Below are 19,216 nucleotides of genomic sequence, written 5' to 3' on the forward strand. Positions count from 1 at the left end.
GAGCCATTGAGCGAAATAAAAAACGCGGTAAAAGTACCGATTACTTTTCTCTAAAGCTGCCAAAAGAAACGGCCGACTACGTACCTAAACTGTTAGCGCTAAGCTACTTAGTTAAGCACCCGCAAAAAGGCTTTAAGCGTCCTAAACTGGCTAATAAACCAATAACAACGCAAATGAATGTGGGCCAACAGTTTGATTTTTCGGTCATCGCTAAGCTCTCTGGGGTTGGCTCAAAACAGTTGCACGCGCTTAACCAGGGCTATTTAAAAAATCAAAGCTCACCTAATGGTCCCCACTCATTGCTTTTACCTATCGGCCAAGAGGCACTGTTAAAAAGTCAGTTTTTTAAGTCTAATTTTGCAGGCGAATACATCGTTAAAAAAAATGATACGCTATACAGTATTGCAAGACGCTTCAGCATGTCGGTAAGCGCGTTAAAGCAGCTCAATGGCAAACAAAATAATATGATAGGCATAGGTGAAAAACTGCTGGTTGGACAGCCTAAAACGCTCCCAAAATCGCTCACTATAGATTATCAAATTAGTCCTTATTTAGAGCCACAAGAAGTCGTGATCCCCACTCTTGAAATAGACTATGAAGTAAAACAAGGCGATAGCTTGTGGAGCATTAGTCAGCTTTACGAAGTGCCGCACAGTGATTTAGCTAAATGGAACAACTTAAGGGCCTCAAGCATTTTAAAGCCCGGTACGCAATTAACGCTATTTATTCCCCAGGCAGAAAAACCCAAACAGCCGCAGCAAAAACAAGATTTACTGCAAGATCTACAAAAATCACTTATTCAACCACGCTGAGTTTATAAAGCTCGGTATTTCGCGTAAAATCGGCTTTTAACTTAGTCAAAAACTTAAAGAGACAAGCATGCAAATTAGCAAAAATTCAGCAGTTGAATTTCATTACACATTAAGCGAAGCGGGCGAGCAACTAGAAAGCAGTGTAAACCACGCGCCTCTTAGCTATATTCATGGCAGCGAAGGCATGCTTCCTGGCTTAGAAAAAGCCCTTGAAGGCAAAGCCGCAGGCGATAAGTTTAGCGTAACACTTGAGCCTAGCGAGTCATACGGTGAGCGCGTTGACGATTTAATTCAGCGTATTCCGCTTAAGCACCTACAAGGTGACGTAAAAGTGTGGAAACCAGGTATGACTGCGATGGTGCACTCAAACCAAGGCCAACACCAGGTAACATTAGTTAAAGTAGGCCGCTTTAATGCAGATTGCGATTTAAACCACCCGTTTGCAGGCAAAACGCTAACGTTTGATTTAGAAGTGGTATCGGTTCGTGAAGCAACCAGTGAAGAGATTTCGCATGGCCATGTTCACGCTGAAGGCGGCTGTGGTCACTCTCACTAATCACACACCTTAAATTAGGAGCAAGTATGTCTAAGGTTGCTATTGTTACAGGCGGTACAAAAGGCATTGGATTAGCGGTTGTAAAACGCTTTATTGAAAATGGCTACACGGTGCACAATCTGGATATTGAGTACAGCGAGCTGGGGGTTTTTCACCAATGCGATGTGAGTAATGTTAGTGCTGTAAAAGCCTGTATTACGGCCATTTGTAAACAAAGCTCACGCATAGATGTACTTGTTTCTAACGCTGGTAAACACCTCAGTGCTAGCATTGAGGATACCGATGAGCATACTTTCGATGCATTATTTGCATTGAACGTTAAAGGGGCCTATGCGGCTGTACAAAGTGTACTACCCAGCATGAAAGCGCAAAACAATGGCGCCATTATTTTAATAGCCTCAGATCAGGCAATAATTGGTAAACCTAACTCGTTTGCCTACAACCTGACAAAGCATGCTCTTGCTTCTATGGCAAAAACTACAGCACTTGATTACGCCCAATTTAATATTCGCGCGAATGCGGTATGCCCAGGGACAATAGAAACCCCTCTATTTCATAACGCGATAGATGCTTATTGTAAAAAAAGTGGGGCTAACAAGGCCGATATAGTGGCAGAAGAGGCAAGCCTTCAACCGCTAAACCGCTTAGGACAAGCTGATGAAGTTGCCGCGTTAGTTAGCTTTTTAGCAAGTGATGATGCAAGCTTTATAACCGGTAGCCTACAAAATATTGATGGCGGATATACCACACAATGAGCACATGCGGATGAGCCTGAAAATTATTGACCCCCACGTGCATTTTTTTAACCTTGCCGAGGGGCAATATACTTGGCTGCAAGGCGAAAACCCACCAGCATGGCCAAATTTAGAGTTAATAAAACAACCTATTAGCGAAAAAGAGCTACTAGAGAGCAGCGACTTTACCCTCGCCGGCATAGTACATGTAGAGGCTGGTTTTGATAACAACGCCCCCATTAACGAACTTAATTGGCTAACGGCGCATTTAAAAAAGCTTCCCTTTAAAGCCATTAGTTACGCTCAGTTAGATTGCGCACCTGTGCAATTTGCAAAAGCAATAAACGCCCTTGCCCACCCGCATTTAATAGGCATACGGGATATCACCGAAGGCGCAAACGCACAGCGATTATTAAACCCAGTGTGCTTTAGTAATTTGCAAACCCTTTGCCTGCAAGGGCTGTATTATGAAGCCCAGTTTGAGCTTGAAAATACTGCAATAGCCGCTCAGCTTGCTCGTTACGCTAAGGCGCTGCCTCAGCTAAAAATAATAATAAACCATAGCGGCCTACCTAATAATATTAATAACTGGCAGCAAAGCATTCGCATGCTAAGTGCGCACAATAATATAGCGATTAAGTTTTCGGGTTTTGAGCTTTTAGCGTTGAATTTACAACAGCAACAAGATTGTTTTGAAACTATGCTCTCGTACTTTGGCGAGCAGCGCATTATGTTTGCGAGTAACTTTCCGGTTTGCCAAATTAACGCAAGCTATAATGATGTTTGGCATAGCCATCAAGCTTTGTGTAAATCAAATAAAATATGGCACAACCTTAGCTACGCAAATGCTAAGCATTTTTATAACATGCCCTAGTTAAGCTATATTAAATTTAACCACTTACGTAAATGCGGCAATGACTATGACATTACACTCGCAATTATCAGCCCTTGGCATCTTAACTATTTTAAGTGGTTGCGCATCTAACACGCAGCCTACTCCTAAGCTGCATCATGCCTTACTTACCGAGCCAAATAGCCAAGCGGTAGAGCGTGTTATAGAGCGCTTAATGCATATAAAAAACGTAACGCTTGCTGACGATATCTTTATTCACACCAGTACCTTTACTCTTAAAAACACAAACCGTAGCGATATAACAGCCAATCAACAGCTTAACTTTCCCGATCAATTTGAGTTAATGATAAACAATAATCGCTGCTATATACGCCACCTTGATAGTAAAGCCACCGCTGAGATAAAAGGCGTTACGTGTACAATTAATCTTGCCAATTAAACCCGCTAACTATTCAAGTGGTATTGCTCATCGGTATTAGATAAACACAGCTATAAAAAGGCCGATAAGTGAGTTATCACTTACCGGCTTTTACTTTTAAACAATAGTATTTAAATAACACTCTTTAAATAAAGCTTTAATTATTTAATTTCTACACGCTGCGAGCGCATAACAATCTCATCATTTAATTCAATGCCTAAGCCTGGCTCTTCTGATACTTCAAAAAAGCCATTTTTTGGTTGTGGATCTTGTAAGCACAGCTCTCGGTTCCACTTTTTAATGGCATAAGTATGATGCTCATGAATCAAAAAGTTAGGAATAGCGGTTTCTAAATGAAGCGATGCAGCTGTAGCAACAGGCCCGCCACATACATGCGCCTGAATACGCACATCAAAAATATCGGCGTAGTCACATACTTTTTTAGTTTCAGTAAAGCCACCACATAAACCGATATCGGGTTGTAGTACATCAATGCTTTGATCTTCTAAATAAGGACGCACACCCCAGCGGTTGTATAAACGCTCACCGCCTGCAATTGGCACTGCCACTTTATCTGCTACTTTTGCATGTAAAGAATGGTTTAAGTAGTTAACTGGCTCCTCGTAGTACATGCAATCAAACTCTTCGGCTATTTCACCAATTTGTATAGCAGAGGTCGCGCCAGGTAAGCTGTGGCACTCAAAAATAATATCCACTTCATCACCAACTGCTTCACGTATAGCTTGCATACGAGCACGGTATAGCTTCATTTCACCACGAGAAATTATTTTAGTACGGTCGTAATACGTATTGCCGTCTTTATCGTATTGGATAGGGTCAACTTTTACTGCATCATAACCTTCGCCAATCGCTTTTAACGCCGCTTCTGCGTATTCTTGCGGTTGTACTAACGCTTTAAATTCGCTGTCCCAATCAAACTGTAGCTGCGATGCATAAGTACGTAGCTTATCGTTTACTTTGCCGCCCAGTAATTGGTATACCGGTAAACCAAGTGCTTTACCTTTTATATCCCAAAGTGCTGTATCTATGGCGCTCATTGCTGCATAAACAACAGGGCCGCCACCTAAACCCCAAAAGCTTTCGCGTAACATACGCGACCATAACTTTTCGGTTTGAAACGGGTCGTGCCCAATTAAAAAAGCATCAGCCATTTCTTTTATCATTGCTGCTGCTGCGCTGTGGCCTAAATCGTAAGCCAAACCAGCCTCACCTACACCACTAATACCTTCATCGGTATGAATACGTACAAAAACCGGCGTCCAGGCTGGACGCTCTGGGCAATGAATATCAAATACTTCTACGCGATTTACTTTCATTAAAATTCCTTATTAGCCACGCAGGCTATTGTGCAAAACTGGGATCAAGTCGGTACGCTTTTCGTAACATGGCAGGCCACGCTAATTGCCCACCTGTGCTGCCGCTATGTACCACATTAGCTTGGTTATAAATATTGTCGATAATTGGCTGCGGCACCGGAATAACCTCTTGTGAGCTGGCTTGTAATGCAAGCTGAATTTCGCAGGCACGTTGCAAGTCATAAAAACGCATAAAGGCATCGCCTACGGTTGGACCTACGGTTAAGCCACCATGATTTACCAATAGCATATGATTGGTATTGCCTAAATCATCTTGTAATACTTTGCGCTCGTCATCATTTACAGCCAGCCCTTCATAGCCATGGTACGACAGCGAAGGGAGCGAAAACATAGAGTATTGGCTTAGTGGCAATAGGCCATTTTTTTGTGTAGCAACGGCAATGGTTTCTTTAGTATGTAAGTGAATAACGCAATGAGCATCTTCACGCACTTCGTGAATTGCGCTATGGATAGTAAAACCAGCTGGGTTAATGCTAAAGGGGGTGTCGTCAATAATATTGCCGTGCAAATCAACCTTTACTAAGTTTGATGCAGTTACTTCGTCAAACGTTAAGCCAAACGCATTTACAAGGTAGTGTTCAGTGCCAGGTAAACGTGCCGATAAATGCGTGTATATTAAATCCCCCCAACGAAAATGCTCTACTAATCGGTAGCAAGCTGCTAAATCTACGCGCAATTGCCACTCTTGCTCCGACACTTTATTTTTTAAATCTAGTTGGGGTAAATCAATCATAATCAGCCTTTTAAAATACGTACAACAACACAAGTACGAATAGATGTTTAGAAGTCTAAAGCAGTATTAATTTTATAGCAAACACAAACAAAACAGCCACACAATTGTGTGGCTGTTTACGCTGCGCTTTAATTTAAAACGATAATACGTTTTTAAACGCGGTGCATTATTTTACCTTTGAAAGGTAGTCAGCAATTGCTTCAAACTCTTCGTCCGTTACCGTTGCAACCATTGCTTTCATTGCGGCAGTCATACCATTGCTACGCGCGCCCGATTTAATATCTTTCATTTGGGCCACTAAATAGTCTTTGTTTTGACCATTAATTTTAGGGTATGCGCCCATAATAGGTGCTTTACCTTCTGCACCGTGACATGTTTGACACATTTTTTGGGTGTAAAGGGCTTCGCCATCAGCAGCGGCGGCGTTAAACGAAAAACTTGCGGCTAAACTAATACCCGCGCCTACTATTAGTGCTTTCATCTTGCTCATTATATTCACTCTTCTTTTTGACGGTTAGAAAATAGTCTATTGATTGTAGTAAACAATCTAGTAAAAAGCATACGTATCAATTTACGTTAGGCGATCAAACAAACATGACTAAGTTTTCAGCCATTGTTGTTAACTTTAGCAAACAATACTGAACAGACACTTACCATACTAAATCATCTGGTACTTCAAAGTCTGCATATGGGTCGTCTTCATCTTTTGGTTTGTTTTCAGGTTCAACATGAAAAACAATGTACTTTTCATCAACTTCTGCGACTTTACGCGCCGGCTCATCATCGAGTACGTAAAACTGCCCTTCCAGTACACAAATAGCTAAACGACCACCCGATAACGCTTTTTGAGTTTTCTCGTTTACGTCTATCCCTTTTACTTTGTTATCGTAAGTAAAATTAAAGGTACGCTCACCGCGGATAGAGTCTTGGTTATGATGCTCAAGTATTTGCTTAACACGAGCAACTTGCTCACGTTGCTTAAGCTCTTCATGGCGCGACTGGTTAAGTTCTTCAGCCTTTTTTTGCTGCTCTAATTTAGTTTGCTGTATGTGCTTTTGCAGATCGCTTGGGTTACTGGTAGCCCCTTTTTTTTGCTTTTTTTGTTGCTTACGTTTTTCTGACTTAGCAACTTTAGCTTTGTGCGATGTTGTTAACCCTGCTTGCAGCAATTGGTCTTGTAATGAACCCATGGCTTTGTTCCACTAAAAACTTATATTAGGTTTATTTTAATCACCAACGAGTACAAATAACAGTGCTATTAGCATTAATCTAGCAAAGGGCTGAATATACACTTTGATTTAGCGCAATTGTTAATGATTTAACCTATGAAATATAAGCCATTTTTCATATACTTTGGCTAACTTATCAGCTTATGTTTTAAGCCCTACAATGCGTTTTGCTCACTTACTTATTTGCTCGGTGTTTATATTTTTTGTGCTGTACGCACCTCAGCCTTTATTGAGCTTATTTGCTAGCGAATTTAACGTTCCCCCTGCGCTTGCCGGCAGCTTAATGAGCGTAACCATGCTGCCTTTAGCAATTGCGCCTTTGGTTTATGGGCTATTTTTAGCCAAGCAAAACCCGCTTATTATTTTACGTATTGCTATGTTTATTTTAGGAGTGAGCTGCATACTGTTTACAGTAGCGCCAAGTTTTGAGCTATTACTTTTGGTGCGTTTTATACAAGGCTTAACCTTACCTGCCGCGCTTACCGCGATGACAAGCTTTATTGGTATACGTTACAGCGCAGATGCCTTACAAAAAAATATGACCTTATACATAGGCAGTACCATAGCTGGGGGCTACTTTGGCCGAGTATTGGCCGCTTTATTTAGTGATGTATGGCATTGGCAAAGTTTTTATTATGTTATTTCGATTGTGCTTATTGGCCTGGCTATAAGTATAAAGCCCACGGGCTTTGTGGTATCTAATCAGTCAGCACTTACGCCGTTAACGTATATTAAGCAGCTAAAAGATGCGGCAGTACTAAAATTGTATGGCGCCGTTTTTTGTATGTTTTTTTGCTTTGCAGCCTTATTAAATTACCTACCGTTTATTTTGCAAAACACCTTTTTAATTACAAACACACGCGATATTGGCTTAGTGTACAGCGGCTACTTAATCGGTGCTTTAGCATCTATTGCAACACCTTGGCTTGCTAAAAAAGTGCCTTCAGCTTGGCATTTACTTGCTGCGGTTTTTATCGTGTATAACTTAAGCATTGTATTACTTATAAGCCAGCAACTGAGTGTGTTTTTAATCGCGTTTACGTTATTTTGTGCTGCTATGTTTGTTATACACTCAAGCGCTGCTCCGCTTGTTAACAAGATTAGCAAAGCGCCTGCAAGTGTAACAAATGGCGGGTATGTATCGTTTTATTATAGTGGTGGGGCGCTGGGCTCGTTATTGCCAGGTATTGTTTATCAACACTCAGGGCAAACTGCATTTATGCTTTGCTTACTGAGTGTGTGTTTTATTGGTTTAGTCTTAGTCACTTTAGGCTATCGAGAAGGTAAAAACATTACCCGAGGCTGATGCCCTGTATGCTCAAAAAAGGTATTTAAATCATTTTTTGAAAGCAGCCAAGTTTGAGTGTTTTCAAACGGGTGACAATGAAACAGCTCGTTAAACCAAATATCTTGATCAAGCCACAAAGTAACATTGCTTTGTTTATCGTTTGCTAAAGCAAGCATAGACACACACCCGGGCGCCACTTTTAAATAACGTGCTAACCGCTCGCTAGAGGCAAACCCCAACCGAGAAAGCCCCTGTTGCTTAGATAGGGTTTTTAAATCGAGCTGTTTGTCGTGTGCGGTAATTACTAAAAAGTGCTTTTTGCCCTCGTTATCACGCAAAAACAAGTTTTTAAGTCGCGTACCTGGGCGCTCCACCATAAATGCATCAGCATCTAAACTGGTATGTAACGCAGGGTGTTCTATTACATCGTAATTTATACCTAATTGCGCTAACAACTGCGCAAGCTTTTCTTTATCGGCCAACATACTACAAACAACGCCCTCTTAGCTGCACACTTAAGTCACGCCATAGTACTTGTGTAATTTCGTGTTTATTTTCACAATAGTTATTTTCACTGAGGGTTTCGTTTAAAAACCTGACGGCTTCATCCTCAAGCTTAAGTTTTAACACACTAGAGTCTTCGAAGTGTTCTTGTTCTATGTAACGTTTTACATCAGAGCGGCTCNCCCGCCGTTATTTAAGTTTATGTTACTGCGATGCTCAGCCTTTACCGATACAACATAAGCAAATATTTTGTTACCTTGCTCATCCAGGTTCTCATAAAACTGCTTGTTATTTATTTCATAAGGAGGCGCTTCATTACTGGCACACCCTGCAAGTAGCAAAGCAAGTATACAAATACTTTTTTTCATTGTTTTTGTCGTTTCGCGAGGTATTTTTCTCGAGTCTATCAAAAATAAACGATAACAGTTAAATATTGCTAAAAAATACTTGACCAAATTTATAAAAATATTTAAAGTTCACCCCGCTTGGAACTCAGCAGCCAAGTAATTACAACTATGTAATTTAGGAATGTGGGGCTATAGCTCAGCTGGGAGAGCGCCTGCCTTGCACGCAGGAGGTCAGCAGTTCGATCCTGCTTAGCTCCACCACTTTCCTACTCTTCTATTACTTCCTATTTTTCATCGTCTTATTATTCTTTTATCTTCTACACAATAACTTTTATATTTGCTCATTCCTTGTTTGTTTAGTCTTTGTTGGCTATAAATTATCTCATCTGTAGCAGTGATACTTTTGGCTTAAACAATGGATACCCCTAAACGCACCACATTAAAAAAGCTCGCAGTCATCGGTTTAACCGCCGGCGTAGTTACGCATGTACCATATGTGTTTGCCCGAAAAAAAGTAACCCTAAGAGTCTTAGGAACACATGTAACGCTACAAGAAGCCATTCGTAAACAAGCAATGCTTGATTTAGGCATAAATATAGAATTTTCCCCTGCAGGTAGTGCTGCCGTATTACAAAAAGCCTCCATGGACCCTGGCTCATTTGATTTATATGAGCAATGGTCAAACAGTATAAATGTGCTTTGGCGGGCGGGGTCTATTCAGCCCATAGAAAAAAAACGGCTAACCTACTTTAATGAAATAAATTCTCTTACCAAAACAGGGAAACTCACTCCCGATGCAAAATTAGGTGCAGGCGACGCCCCTTATAAATTACTCAACGTACAAGAGGACGGCACACTAAGCGCAAACGAAAGCGATTACATTAGCTTTTTACCTTATGTACATAATGTTGACTCTTTTGGCTATAACACCGCCAAAATAAAACCTGGTATTGCCTACGAAACTGAAAGCTGGGGCTGGTTACTTGATGATGCCCACCGAGGTAAAGTAGGTATTGTAAATGCACCCACAATTGGCTTATTTGACCTTGCCTTGGCAGCACAAAGCAAAGGGTTAATAACATTTAAAGATATTGGTGCGATTACTCGCTCCGAGCTTGACCGTTTATTTAGTATTTTAATTGACTATAAACGCCAAGGGCATTTTGCAGGTTATTGGAACTCGGTGCCAGAGTCTGTTGAATTTATGAAAAGCCAACGCGTGCACATAGAAAGTATGTTTTCCCCCGCTGTGGCCGCGCTCAATAGCCAAAATGTTAACGTGCGATTTGCCGCCCCAAAAGAGGGCTATCGTGGCTGGCATGGGGTAATGTGCTTATCGTCACAGGTTAATAATAACCAAAAAGATGCCGCATACGATTACATGAACTGGTGGCTTTCGGGTTGGGCCGGCGCATTTATTGCTCGCCAAGGGTATTACATTAGTAATCCACAGCGCTCAAAAGCAATGCTTTCACCAAGTGAATGGGATTACTGGTACTTAGGCAAGCCCACTACGGTTGACTTACTAAACACCCAAAAACAAGTCGCAGTAAAAGCCGGCGAGCAGCGAAATGGTGGTAGCTATTTAAAACGCTTAAGCAATGTAGCTGTTTGGAATAGCGTTATGCCGACTTACGATTACAGCTTGCAAAAATGGTATGAGTTAATAAGCAGATAATGATAACCCGTTCAATAAAATCAAAAATAATAATTGCCCTATGCGTATTAATTACTTTATTAATTTTGCAAAGTTACCTATTCAATTATTCGCAAAAATCACTTTTTGAGCTGCAAAATGCGCAGCACAAAGCTTTATTACAAAGCGAGTCCGTTACCCGTTTAGAAAACGATGTGATTTCTTTACAAAGCCAAGCTATTGCTTATCTAGATCATGCTAATAGCAATACCATTGAAAAGTTTAATGTGCACTTAAATGCTGCAAAAATGGATTTAGATACGCTAAGTACACATTTAAATGAGTATGATGAAAACTATCAAAACAATATAAAACGCCTTAACGAGTACTTAAATAATTACCAAGATACATTTAATCGCGTAGTCGTTAACAGAACTAAACGAGAGCAGCTGTACATTACACAGTTCAAACAACCTATTGAAGCGCTAAAAGCACAACTTAATGAGCTTAAAAAAAACACGCTAACCAGCAAGCAAAATAAAATAGTGAATACCCTTTTAACTATTAGCAATATAGAACAAGCAACAACCAATTATTTACACAAGCCAAATTATGATGAAGCACAAAATGTGCAAGATAACCTAGCACACTTAAATACCCTACTGGCGAGTATTGAAACCGCTAATGTTAACCTACTTAATAATACTGACGAGCTTGAGCAAGCGTATAGCCAATTAGTTATTTTAACCCGTAGCTACACGTTTTCGATAAATGTAGTTTTAACAGGAATAGAAAACGAGCTGCTTTACCTAGCCGAAAAAATTAGGGATGTAGAGAAGCAAAAGCTCACCCAGACCGAGCAGCAGCTAAGAGACCACGTATTAAAAAGTACCGAAATGGCCAACCTTTTTGCCGCGCTGATCACTGTTATCATAATAGTAATTACCTTTTTTATATTTAACTCTGTCATTAAGCCCATTGCGAAATTAACTAAGCTGTTAAATGATATGAGTAATGAAAAGCAAGTAACACTAAATAGTGATGAGCATCATCAAAATGAAATTAACTCGGTTATTACCGCGGCTAATGCGCTGTATTTAAAAAACAAACAAACAAAAGAGCTACTAGCAGAAACCCAAGCGCTTAATTCTAAAATGGAATTAATGAATAAAGAGCTTACAGTTGCCATCACCCAAGCAAAAAATGCCAACCAAGCGAAAGGTGACTTTGTAGCTAATATGAGCCATGAGCTTCGCACTCCAATGAACGGTATTTTAGGCATGCTGCAGCTATTACAAAGCAGCGCTCTTCCAGCAAAACAAAAACACTATGCAGATAAAGCGTTTTCAAGCGCTCAAAACTTACTGCAAATACTTAATAACGTACTCGACTTTTCAAAGCTTGAGTCTGACAAAGTAAAGCTTGAATCAATCCCTTTTACTTTGCATACCGTGGTTTCTAATGTAAAAAATTTATTTTCGGTAAATGCGAAACAAAAAGGGTTGCGCCTTAATTTTGTATTGCATGTTGATGCAGGGCTTGAGCTGATGGGCGATCCACTGCACTTGAGTCAAGTTATTAATAACTGTGTAGGTAATGCCATTAAATTTACAGAGCGCGGTGAAGTAACAGTAACAATTGAAGCCACAACACAAGATGAGCAGCAAATACAGTTACGCTTTGGTATTAAAGATACAGGTATAGGCATGACGCCAGAGCAAACCGCCTCAATTTTTGACTCGTTCTACCAAGGCGATTCCAGTACAACACGTAAGTATGGCGGCACCGGATTAGGTTTAACTATTTGTAAGCAACTAACCAAGTTACTAGGCGGCGAAATACAAGTACGCAGCACACCCCACGTCGGGAGTGAGTTTTATTTTACACTACCGTTTAAAATGACAAGCAAAGAAACGCTTAAAAAGCATGCCTTACTAATTACTCCCGATACTGAGCAAATAAAATCACTCACTAAGTTATTAAGTAGCGCTGATATTACTGCAGAAATTACCCAAGAGCCGCTACGTGCAATTGCAAAAATGTCTCAACCGAGTAACCCTTTTAATATTGTGATCATGACGTTGTCACACAAAGAACTAAAAGATAATTTTATTTTGCAGCAACTGTACTTACAAAAACAAAAAAATAAACACAAACTACTGCTTATTTTACTCATTAACGATCAAGAGCATCCGCAGGCAGTCCCCGATAGCGATCATATTGATATTATAACAATAGGTAATACTCACACTGATTCTCAGTTAATGCGTTTATTATTGCCCGACTCAACACAGCTTAAAGAAGGAGAGTCTTACCCACAGTTTACCGGTTACACCGCACTTGCAGTAGATGATAACCCTGTAAACCAAGAGATTCTTGAAGCACTATTAACTAAAATGAATATGACTGTTATCTCTGCAAGTAATGGCGAGGAAGCACTCATTAAAGTAGAAGAAAACACGATTGATATTATTTTTATGGATATTCAAATGCCAGTGATGGATGGCCTAGAAGCGACACGTATACTGCGTCAAAGGGGTTATACAACGCCTATTGTTGCTGTAACTGCAGCTGTATTTTCTAATGATAAAAAAGCCGCCATTCGAGCAGGCATGGATGACTATTTAGTCAAGCCGTTATTATTTGGTCTGCTTTGTGACAGCATAGAAAAGCATCTAACAAAAACCCATACGTTAAGTACATTAAACCTCGATGTAGCACGGTCTAATCTTGAAGATAATAATGAACTCATTAATTCAATATTCACTAAGTTTAATACCGATTACAGCCACTTTATGGAGGTAGCTGTAAAGCACTTGAAAAATAATGAGCATAAAACATTAGCTAGAGCGATGCATAACTTAAAAGGCTTAGCCGGCACCCTAGGGTTAGAGCTACTAGAGCAAAGCGCTAAAAAAGCAGAGTTAGAACTGAGCAGTAACGCATGCACCGATCTTAGTGTTTTTAAAGAACAATTGACCTTAGCACTTTATGCAGTAAGACAGCTACTGGTAACAAACTCTTATAATCATCAGCCAGAAGCTATAAGCTCTGGGCAAAATCCAGATACATTAATTGATGAAATCTATTCTTTAGCGTTATCTGCCCGTCCTATTCCTAGTAAATTAGTTAGAGAAATTGCGCTTCAAAAATTCGCTCATTCCCATCCATTATTCAAGCTAAAAGAGGCAATAGATAACTTTAACTACGCTTTAGTGATTAAACTTATTGATAAATACAGAAATAACTATAAAAACTAGACAATTATGGCAACTATAAACTAACTTTAAGGGGTAATTAAAGAATAAGGATTTAGTGTGCATTCAACCTTTCTAGCTGGCAACAATCAACCTGCAGTAACTCAACCGCGAAAGCCTTTGATACTCATTGTTGATGATGAACCTAGCAACCTACATGTATTAGTTGAGGGCCTACTTGCAGACTACGATGTACGCATTTCAACAAGTGGTGAACAAGCGCTTGTATTTGTTGAATCCACACGCCCAGATTTAATTTTACTCGATATTATGATGCCAGGCATGGATGGCTATGAAGTATGTAAAAGATTAAAAGCAAAGCAAAATACCAAAGGCATTCCCATCATTTTTGTCACCGCACTTACTGAAGTAGAGTCTGAAGAGAAAGGCTTTGCAATGGGCGCCATTGATTATATCCATAAACCTTACAAGTTAGCTTTGGTTAGAGCGCGCATACGTACGCACATTACTGCACAAGGCATGCTAGACAGACTTATCGAAAAAAACTTTGACTTACACGACAAATTACTCGAAATAGAAGCCCTTGCAAAAGAGTTAAGCCAACGCGAGGAAGAGCTAAAGCAGCTGTCATCTAAGCAAAAGTTATTTTACCAGGCACTTACTAGTACCGCCGATGGTGTTGTAATTACTAATAGCGATGGCAAGATTATCGCTGTTAATCCATCATTTTGTAGAATTACCGGCTATTGCGAAGCTGAATCGTTGGAAATGGATTTAAAAGAGATAAAACAAAATAATCACCCAAGTATTAGCTTTGATGAAGTATGGAAGCACGCTAACGAAGCGGGCTACTGGAGCGGTGAACTTGTAACCCGAAGAAAAAATGGCGAGCTATACCCTGAGCTATTAACACTTAGCATGGTAAAAAGCGAGCAAGACACCAACATTCACTACATTGGCGTTTTTAGTGATATTTCAAGCGTAAAGGTAACGCAAGAGCGCATAGATTACCTAACTTGGCATGATGAGCTTACAAAGCTACCTAATCGTAATGGCTTTTTAAAACAGTTAGAACAACAACTACAAGATTGCAGTAGCGATAAAACATATGCCTATATTTATATTATCGACATTGATAGCTTCCACTCTATTAATGATGGCTTAGGGCTTTTAGCAGGCGATAATATTTTAAAGGAGCTTGCTCAGCGTATTCATGCCAATGTAGATAAAAAAGATATTATCGCACGCTTAGGCAGTGATGAATTTGCCGCCTTATGTAGCGTAGATAAAGGAATTGGGCGTACACGTGCGCAATCAATCGCCGAAAACAAAGCGCAAGAGCTTTTAAACGCAGTCAACCGCCCTTTTGACGTTGATGGGCAAGAGGTTAGCTTAACAATTAGTATAGGCACTTATATTTTCCCGCGAGACGATGTATGGGAAAGTGCTATTGAGACAATCAGAAATTGTGAAGCAGCCTGCTATAAAGCCAAAGAAAAAGGCGGAAACAGAGTTACATTTTTTGATACTACATTTGGCGAGCAAGCTAAACGACGTTTTGAAATTGAACAAGACTTAAGAAAAGCCATTCCTCAAAATGAGCTATCCATATTCTTGCAGTCGCAATTTGATAGTAAGCAAACGTTAAAAGGCGCAGAAATACTGCTGCGCTGGAATCACCCTCAAAAAGGCTTTATAAGCCCATGTGAATTTATATCAATAGCTGAAGAATCTGATGTTATTTTTGAATTAGACTGCTGGGTTACGACTAATGCACTTAATTTACTTACCAAGCTTAAATACAGCCACCCAAGTTTGAATATTTCGGTAAATATTAGCGGTCGACATTTTCATGAACCGCGATTTTTAAACTTTATAAGCCAACAAATTAAAAGTGTTGATATTAATCCTCAGCAACTCACCATTGAGATAATAGAGGGGACGCTACTTAATCATATGGAAGCGGCCATTGAAGCCGTACACTACCTTAAAAAGCTGGGCGTACGTGTATCAATAGATGACTTTGGCACGGGCTACTCAAGTTTAACCTACTTAAAACAGTTACCTATTCATGAGCTAAAAATAGATCGCTCATTTGTGCTTGAAGCCCCCACTGATAACAACGATAAATTAATTATTGATATGATTGTCAGCCTTGGCAGGTTGTTTCAATTAGAAGTGGTAGCGGAAGGAGTTGAGAATCAATCGCACTTTGACTTATTACAAGAGTACCCTGAGGTTATCCTACAAGGGTACCATCTGCACCGGCCTGAGCCATTAGAAAGCTGGTTAGAAAAACTAAACCATACTTTGCAAAACGCATAAAAAAACGCCGATTAAACAATCGGCGTTTTTTATATGTGAAGTACGTTACTTACGTACTTGGCCTTCGCCATTAACTAAATACTTTTCAGTTGTAAGTGACTCAAGCCCCATAGGACCATAAGCATGTAGCTTAGTTGTAGCTATACCAATTTCAGCACCTAACCCTAATTGCGAGCCATCTGAGAAACGCGATGATGCATTTACCATTACTACCGATGCATCAACACTGCGTTGGAAAAGCTCAGCCGCAGTATCGTTTTTAGTACAAATAACCTCAGTGTGGTTTGAACCAAATTGAGCAATATGCTCCACAGCAGCACTAAAGCTTGGTACTACACGAATAGCAATTTCTAAATCTAAGTATTCTTCACCAAATTCATTATCAGCAAGTACTGTAGCATTATCGAAGTATTTTGCGGCTTGCTCATCTGCATTAATTTTCACACCTTCTTGGCGCAATACAACGGCACATAAATTTAAAAATTCATCAGCAACGTCTTGGTGGACCACTAGCCCTTCAAGCGCATTACATACGCCTGTGCGCTGTGTTTTACCATTTAATAGTAAATTAAGTGCAACCTCTAAGTCGGCATCTTTATCTACGTATAAATGACACACCCCTTTAAAGTGCTGAATAACAGGAATAGTACTGTTTTCTGTAACAAAGTTAATTAAGCCTTCGCCACCACGTGGGATGATTAAATCAATACTTTCGCGTTGCTGCATTAGCTCCATAAGCAATGCACGGTCTGGATCAGGAATAACTGAGATCAGTGCTTTAGGTAAGTTATGTTTTTCAAGTACACCGTGCATTACACTCGCAATGGCTTGCGAGCTTTTAAGGGCTTCTTTACCGCCGCGTAAAATAACACCATTACCCGATTTAAAACACAATGCGCCTGCATCCGCAGTTACATTAGGACGCGCTTCGTAAATCATACATACAACACCTAATGGCACACGCATTTTACGTATTTTAATGCCATTTGGGCGCTCTGCAATGTCGCGTAGCTGACCGACAGGATCATCTAAACTTACAATAACTTCAATACCTTCTGCCATTGCTTCAATGCGCTCTTCGTTAAGCGTTAGGCGGTCGATCATCGAAGCGGCTAAGTTATTATCCCGTGCTGCGCTTAAATCACTTTCGTTTTCTTTAATTATAAATGCTTTTTCTGCGCGTAATGCTGCCGCCATTTCGGTTAACACTTGGTTTTTGGTCTCGGTGTCGAGTAAAGCAAGTGTGTTTGCAGCTTTTGCTGCCTGGCGTGAAATATCCGTAATCAAACTCATGACTTCTCCAATAATGCGATATCTTTTTCTGAAATAACAGGACCAATAGAATCCTGCATTTTTTCGCTAAATTCACTTTGCTCGTTATCTGCAATAAAGCTTAACAAGCAACTACTATAATTTGCGGTGGCTTTTGCTAAACGTGTGCCATCCTCGCTTCTAACTAAAATGGTATCGCCAATGGCAAACTCACCATGAACTTCCATTATTTCGTCGCCACGTATGCAACCGTTTTCACCTTCAAGAGACTCATCAAACGAGCCATCTACAACTACTTCACCTTGCTCATTGGCTGTATGCGTCATCCAGTGCACAGCTTCTTGCATTGGTTTTTCATAAGGAAGGAAAACACTACCAGGGTTGTCACCTGCCAATAATCTATTAAAGGTTTCTTCTTTAAAGCCATTAATAATATAAGTAGCAATACCGTGAGACGTTGCTTTTTCGGCAGCTTCAATTTTGGTTTTCATGCCACCGGTTCCTACAGAGCTTGTAGCACATCCTGCCATAGCATAAATAGACTCATCAATTGATTTTATTTCAGGCAGTAAAACTGCATCGTCGTGCAAATTTGGGTTTTTATCATACAGCCCATCTACATCAGAAAAAATCATTAATGCATCGGCATCAGCGGCCGCCGCTACCATGGCCGATAAGTTATCGTTGTCACCTACTTTTAAGTCATCCGTTGTTACAGCATCATTTTCGTTAATGATAGGCAGTACACCATGCTCTAACAAAGTAAAAATAGTTTCGCGAATACTTTCATAGCGCTCACGGTCACGCAAATCACCATGGGTTAATAATAATTGCGCTGATGGAAAATCGAAAAAGCGATCCCACATGGCCATCATTTCAGTTTGACCTGCTGCTGCCATCGCTTTTTTCATCACAACTGAACGTGGAATGTCAGATGGGAATAAGTGTGAGCCTGCAGCTACTGAGCCTGAAGATACTAAAATAACTTCAATACCACGAGCACGACAGCGAACAATAAATTGCGCAATGGTTAATAAGTAGCGTGAACGGCACCCATCTTGATCTGGAGCAATTAATGCACTACCTACTTTTAAAACAATACGACGCCAATTTAACTTTTGCATAAAATCTCAACTTTCCATTTTATCTGCATTCACATAGTGTGAACTAAAACTAGGTAATTGCGTATAAAGTACGCAATTTCGAATAGGTTGTTTGTTTATACACTTTTTAAACGCACGCAAATACACGACCTAAAATTGCTTTTAGATTTGTAAAGACATGAAACAGCACCAACCAAATTAAATGGAGGTCTATTAAATATAAAAATAAAAAGTGTTGTTTATGTATCGCTGTAAAAAGCTGTGTGCGGCCTTTTTGTTAACAACATACATAGAGCCTCTAAAGTCAGATACACCAACAGATAGGGTGATGACTTAAGGACCGAGATTTAGCCGCCACGATGGGAGCTAAACATTGAAAGTAATAGTTCAACTCAAACATTTATTTACTTAATTGCTTAAATAAACTTGTTTGAAAAAACCATACCAAGATATTCAATAATACAATAGCTACTAATTAATGGTAAAAATAGCGTACAAATCTATTATTACAGGGCAAATATGACGCTAGTATTAATACATACCGTTATTTTGCAAAATTATATTTAGATGACTAATTGTTTGAACTCTAAACATAATACGACATTTCAAGGGGTAAGATCAAGGCTAAAAATCACTCTAATGTAGAGCTACGCCTGACTTCTAAGCGGTTAATCATTTAAAATCAAGGAGTTATATTTATTTTTGAGTTTTAATTCAATTTTTATAAATAAATCAATAAGTTTAACCTACAATTTTTGTATTAAGCGCTAAAATTTTATTAGCAAATTAAA

At 39.8% G+C, this 19,216-nt stretch carries 16 protein-coding genes, 1 tRNA gene and 1 pseudogene; 10 read left to right on the forward strand and 8 right to left on the reverse strand.

The window, feature by feature from the left end; translation table 11 throughout:
• The 5 genes from L650_RS0106525 to L650_RS0106545 all read left to right on the forward strand — a co-directional run.
• Positions 1 to 812: LysM peptidoglycan-binding domain-containing protein (locus L650_RS0106525; protein ID WP_128081046.1), on the forward strand; the 812-nt coding region annotated here is incomplete at its 5' end.
• A gap of 67 nt (positions 813 to 879) precedes the next feature.
• Positions 880 to 1,368, forward strand: coding sequence for a peptidylprolyl isomerase (locus L650_RS0106530; RefSeq protein ID WP_024031457.1), 489 nt, complete (start codon positions 880 to 882; stop codon positions 1,366 to 1,368).
• A 26-nt stretch (positions 1,369 to 1,394) separates the two neighbouring features.
• Entirely contained in the window at positions 1,395 to 2,123 is a 729-nt protein-coding gene (locus L650_RS0106535; RefSeq protein WP_029772595.1) for an SDR family NAD(P)-dependent oxidoreductase, read from the forward strand.
• A gap of 10 nt (positions 2,124 to 2,133) precedes the next feature.
• Positions 2,134 to 2,976, forward strand: a complete 843-nt coding sequence (locus L650_RS0106540; RefSeq protein ID WP_029772596.1) for an amidohydrolase family protein — start codon at positions 2,134 to 2,136, stop codon at positions 2,974 to 2,976.
• Positions 2,977 to 3,022: 46 nt separating this feature from the next.
• On the forward strand, positions 3,023 to 3,394 hold the full coding sequence (locus L650_RS0106545; RefSeq protein ID WP_029772597.1) for a hypothetical protein: 372 nt from the start codon (positions 3,023 to 3,025) through the stop codon (positions 3,392 to 3,394).
• Between the two features lie 140 nt (positions 3,395 to 3,534).
• Here the strand turns inward: L650_RS0106545 and L650_RS0106550 are convergent, their stop codons facing one another.
• The 4 genes from L650_RS0106550 to L650_RS0106565 form a co-directional block, all read right to left on the reverse strand.
• Positions 3,535 to 4,710 carry a mandelate racemase/muconate lactonizing enzyme family protein gene (locus tag L650_RS0106550; RefSeq protein WP_004587647.1) on the reverse strand — a complete coding sequence of 392 codons (1,176 nt, stop codon included), beginning with the start codon at positions 4,708 to 4,710 and terminating at the stop codon, positions 3,535 to 3,537.
• 25 nt (positions 4,711 to 4,735) lie between these two features.
• A complete protein-coding gene (locus tag L650_RS0106555; protein ID WP_029772598.1) occupies positions 4,736 to 5,503 on the reverse strand; it encodes a class II aldolase/adducin family protein in 768 nt (255 codons plus the stop codon).
• Between the two features lie 166 nt (positions 5,504 to 5,669).
• Positions 5,670 to 5,993 (reverse strand): c-type cytochrome, encoded by a 324-nt coding sequence (locus tag L650_RS0106560; RefSeq protein WP_004587649.1) that lies wholly within the window; start codon positions 5,991 to 5,993, stop codon positions 5,670 to 5,672.
• Positions 5,994 to 6,153: 160 nt separating this feature from the next.
• Positions 6,154 to 6,693 (reverse strand): DUF2058 domain-containing protein, encoded by a 540-nt coding sequence (locus tag L650_RS0106565; RefSeq protein WP_029772599.1) that lies wholly within the window; start codon positions 6,691 to 6,693, stop codon positions 6,154 to 6,156.
• Positions 6,694 to 6,892: 199 nt separating this feature from the next.
• On the opposite strand from L650_RS0106565, the gene L650_RS0106570 reads away from it, so the two are divergent.
• Entirely contained in the window at positions 6,893 to 8,038 is a 1,146-nt protein-coding gene (locus L650_RS0106570; RefSeq protein ID WP_029772600.1) for an MFS transporter, read from the forward strand.
• Here the strand turns inward: L650_RS0106570 and L650_RS0106575 are convergent.
• Both L650_RS0106575 and L650_RS0106580 read right to left on the reverse strand, forming a co-directional pair.
• Positions 8,005 to 8,505 (reverse strand): prolyl-tRNA synthetase associated domain-containing protein, encoded by a 501-nt coding sequence (locus L650_RS0106575; protein WP_029772601.1) that lies wholly within the window; start codon positions 8,503 to 8,505, stop codon positions 8,005 to 8,007. The two genes, L650_RS0106570 and L650_RS0106575, sit on opposite strands and share 34 nt — an antisense overlap.
• A 1-nt stretch (position 8,506) precedes the next feature.
• A pseudogene (locus L650_RS0106580) lies at positions 8,507 to 8,892 on the reverse strand (hypothetical protein).
• A 164-nt stretch (positions 8,893 to 9,056) separates the two neighbouring features.
• Here L650_RS0106580 and L650_RS0106585 point away from each other — a divergent pair.
• From L650_RS0106585 to L650_RS0106600, 4 genes are all read left to right on the forward strand, one after another.
• A tRNA-Ala gene (locus tag L650_RS0106585) sits at positions 9,057 to 9,132 on the forward strand.
• A 154-nt stretch (positions 9,133 to 9,286) separates the two neighbouring features.
• The gene (locus L650_RS0106590; protein ID WP_024031466.1) at positions 9,287 to 10,549 is read left to right on the forward strand and encodes a PotD/PotF family extracellular solute-binding protein; all 1,263 of its coding nucleotides are present in this window, start codon (positions 9,287 to 9,289) and stop codon (positions 10,547 to 10,549) included.
• Entirely contained in the window at positions 10,549 to 13,767 is a 3,219-nt protein-coding gene (locus tag L650_RS0106595) for an ATP-binding protein (RefSeq protein ID WP_029772602.1), read from the forward strand. The genes L650_RS0106590 and L650_RS0106595 overlap by 1 nt, the downstream gene beginning before the upstream one ends.
• 57 nt (positions 13,768 to 13,824) lie before the next feature.
• Positions 13,825 to 16,050: an EAL domain-containing protein gene (locus L650_RS0106600; RefSeq protein WP_029772603.1), complete on the forward strand. Its 2,226-nt coding sequence runs from the start codon at positions 13,825 to 13,827 to the stop codon at positions 16,048 to 16,050.
• A gap of 45 nt (positions 16,051 to 16,095) precedes the next feature.
• Here the strand turns inward: L650_RS0106600 and L650_RS0106605 are convergent, their stop codons facing one another.
• Both L650_RS0106605 and proB read right to left on the reverse strand, forming a co-directional pair.
• Positions 16,096 to 17,343, reverse strand: a complete 1,248-nt coding sequence (locus L650_RS0106605) for a glutamate-5-semialdehyde dehydrogenase (RefSeq protein WP_029772604.1) — start codon at positions 17,341 to 17,343, stop codon at positions 16,096 to 16,098.
• Positions 17,340 to 18,446: a glutamate 5-kinase gene (gene proB, locus L650_RS0106610; RefSeq protein ID WP_004587658.1), complete on the reverse strand. Its 1,107-nt coding sequence runs from the start codon at positions 18,444 to 18,446 to the stop codon at positions 17,340 to 17,342. Before proB ends, L650_RS0106605 begins: the two co-directional genes overlap by 4 nt.
• Positions 18,447 to 19,216: the final 770 nt, after the last annotated feature.

The sequence above is a fragment of the Pseudoalteromonas sp. TB51 genome (assembly GCF_000498055.1).
GTDB lineage: Bacteria > Pseudomonadota > Gammaproteobacteria > Enterobacterales > Alteromonadaceae > Pseudoalteromonas > Pseudoalteromonas atlantica.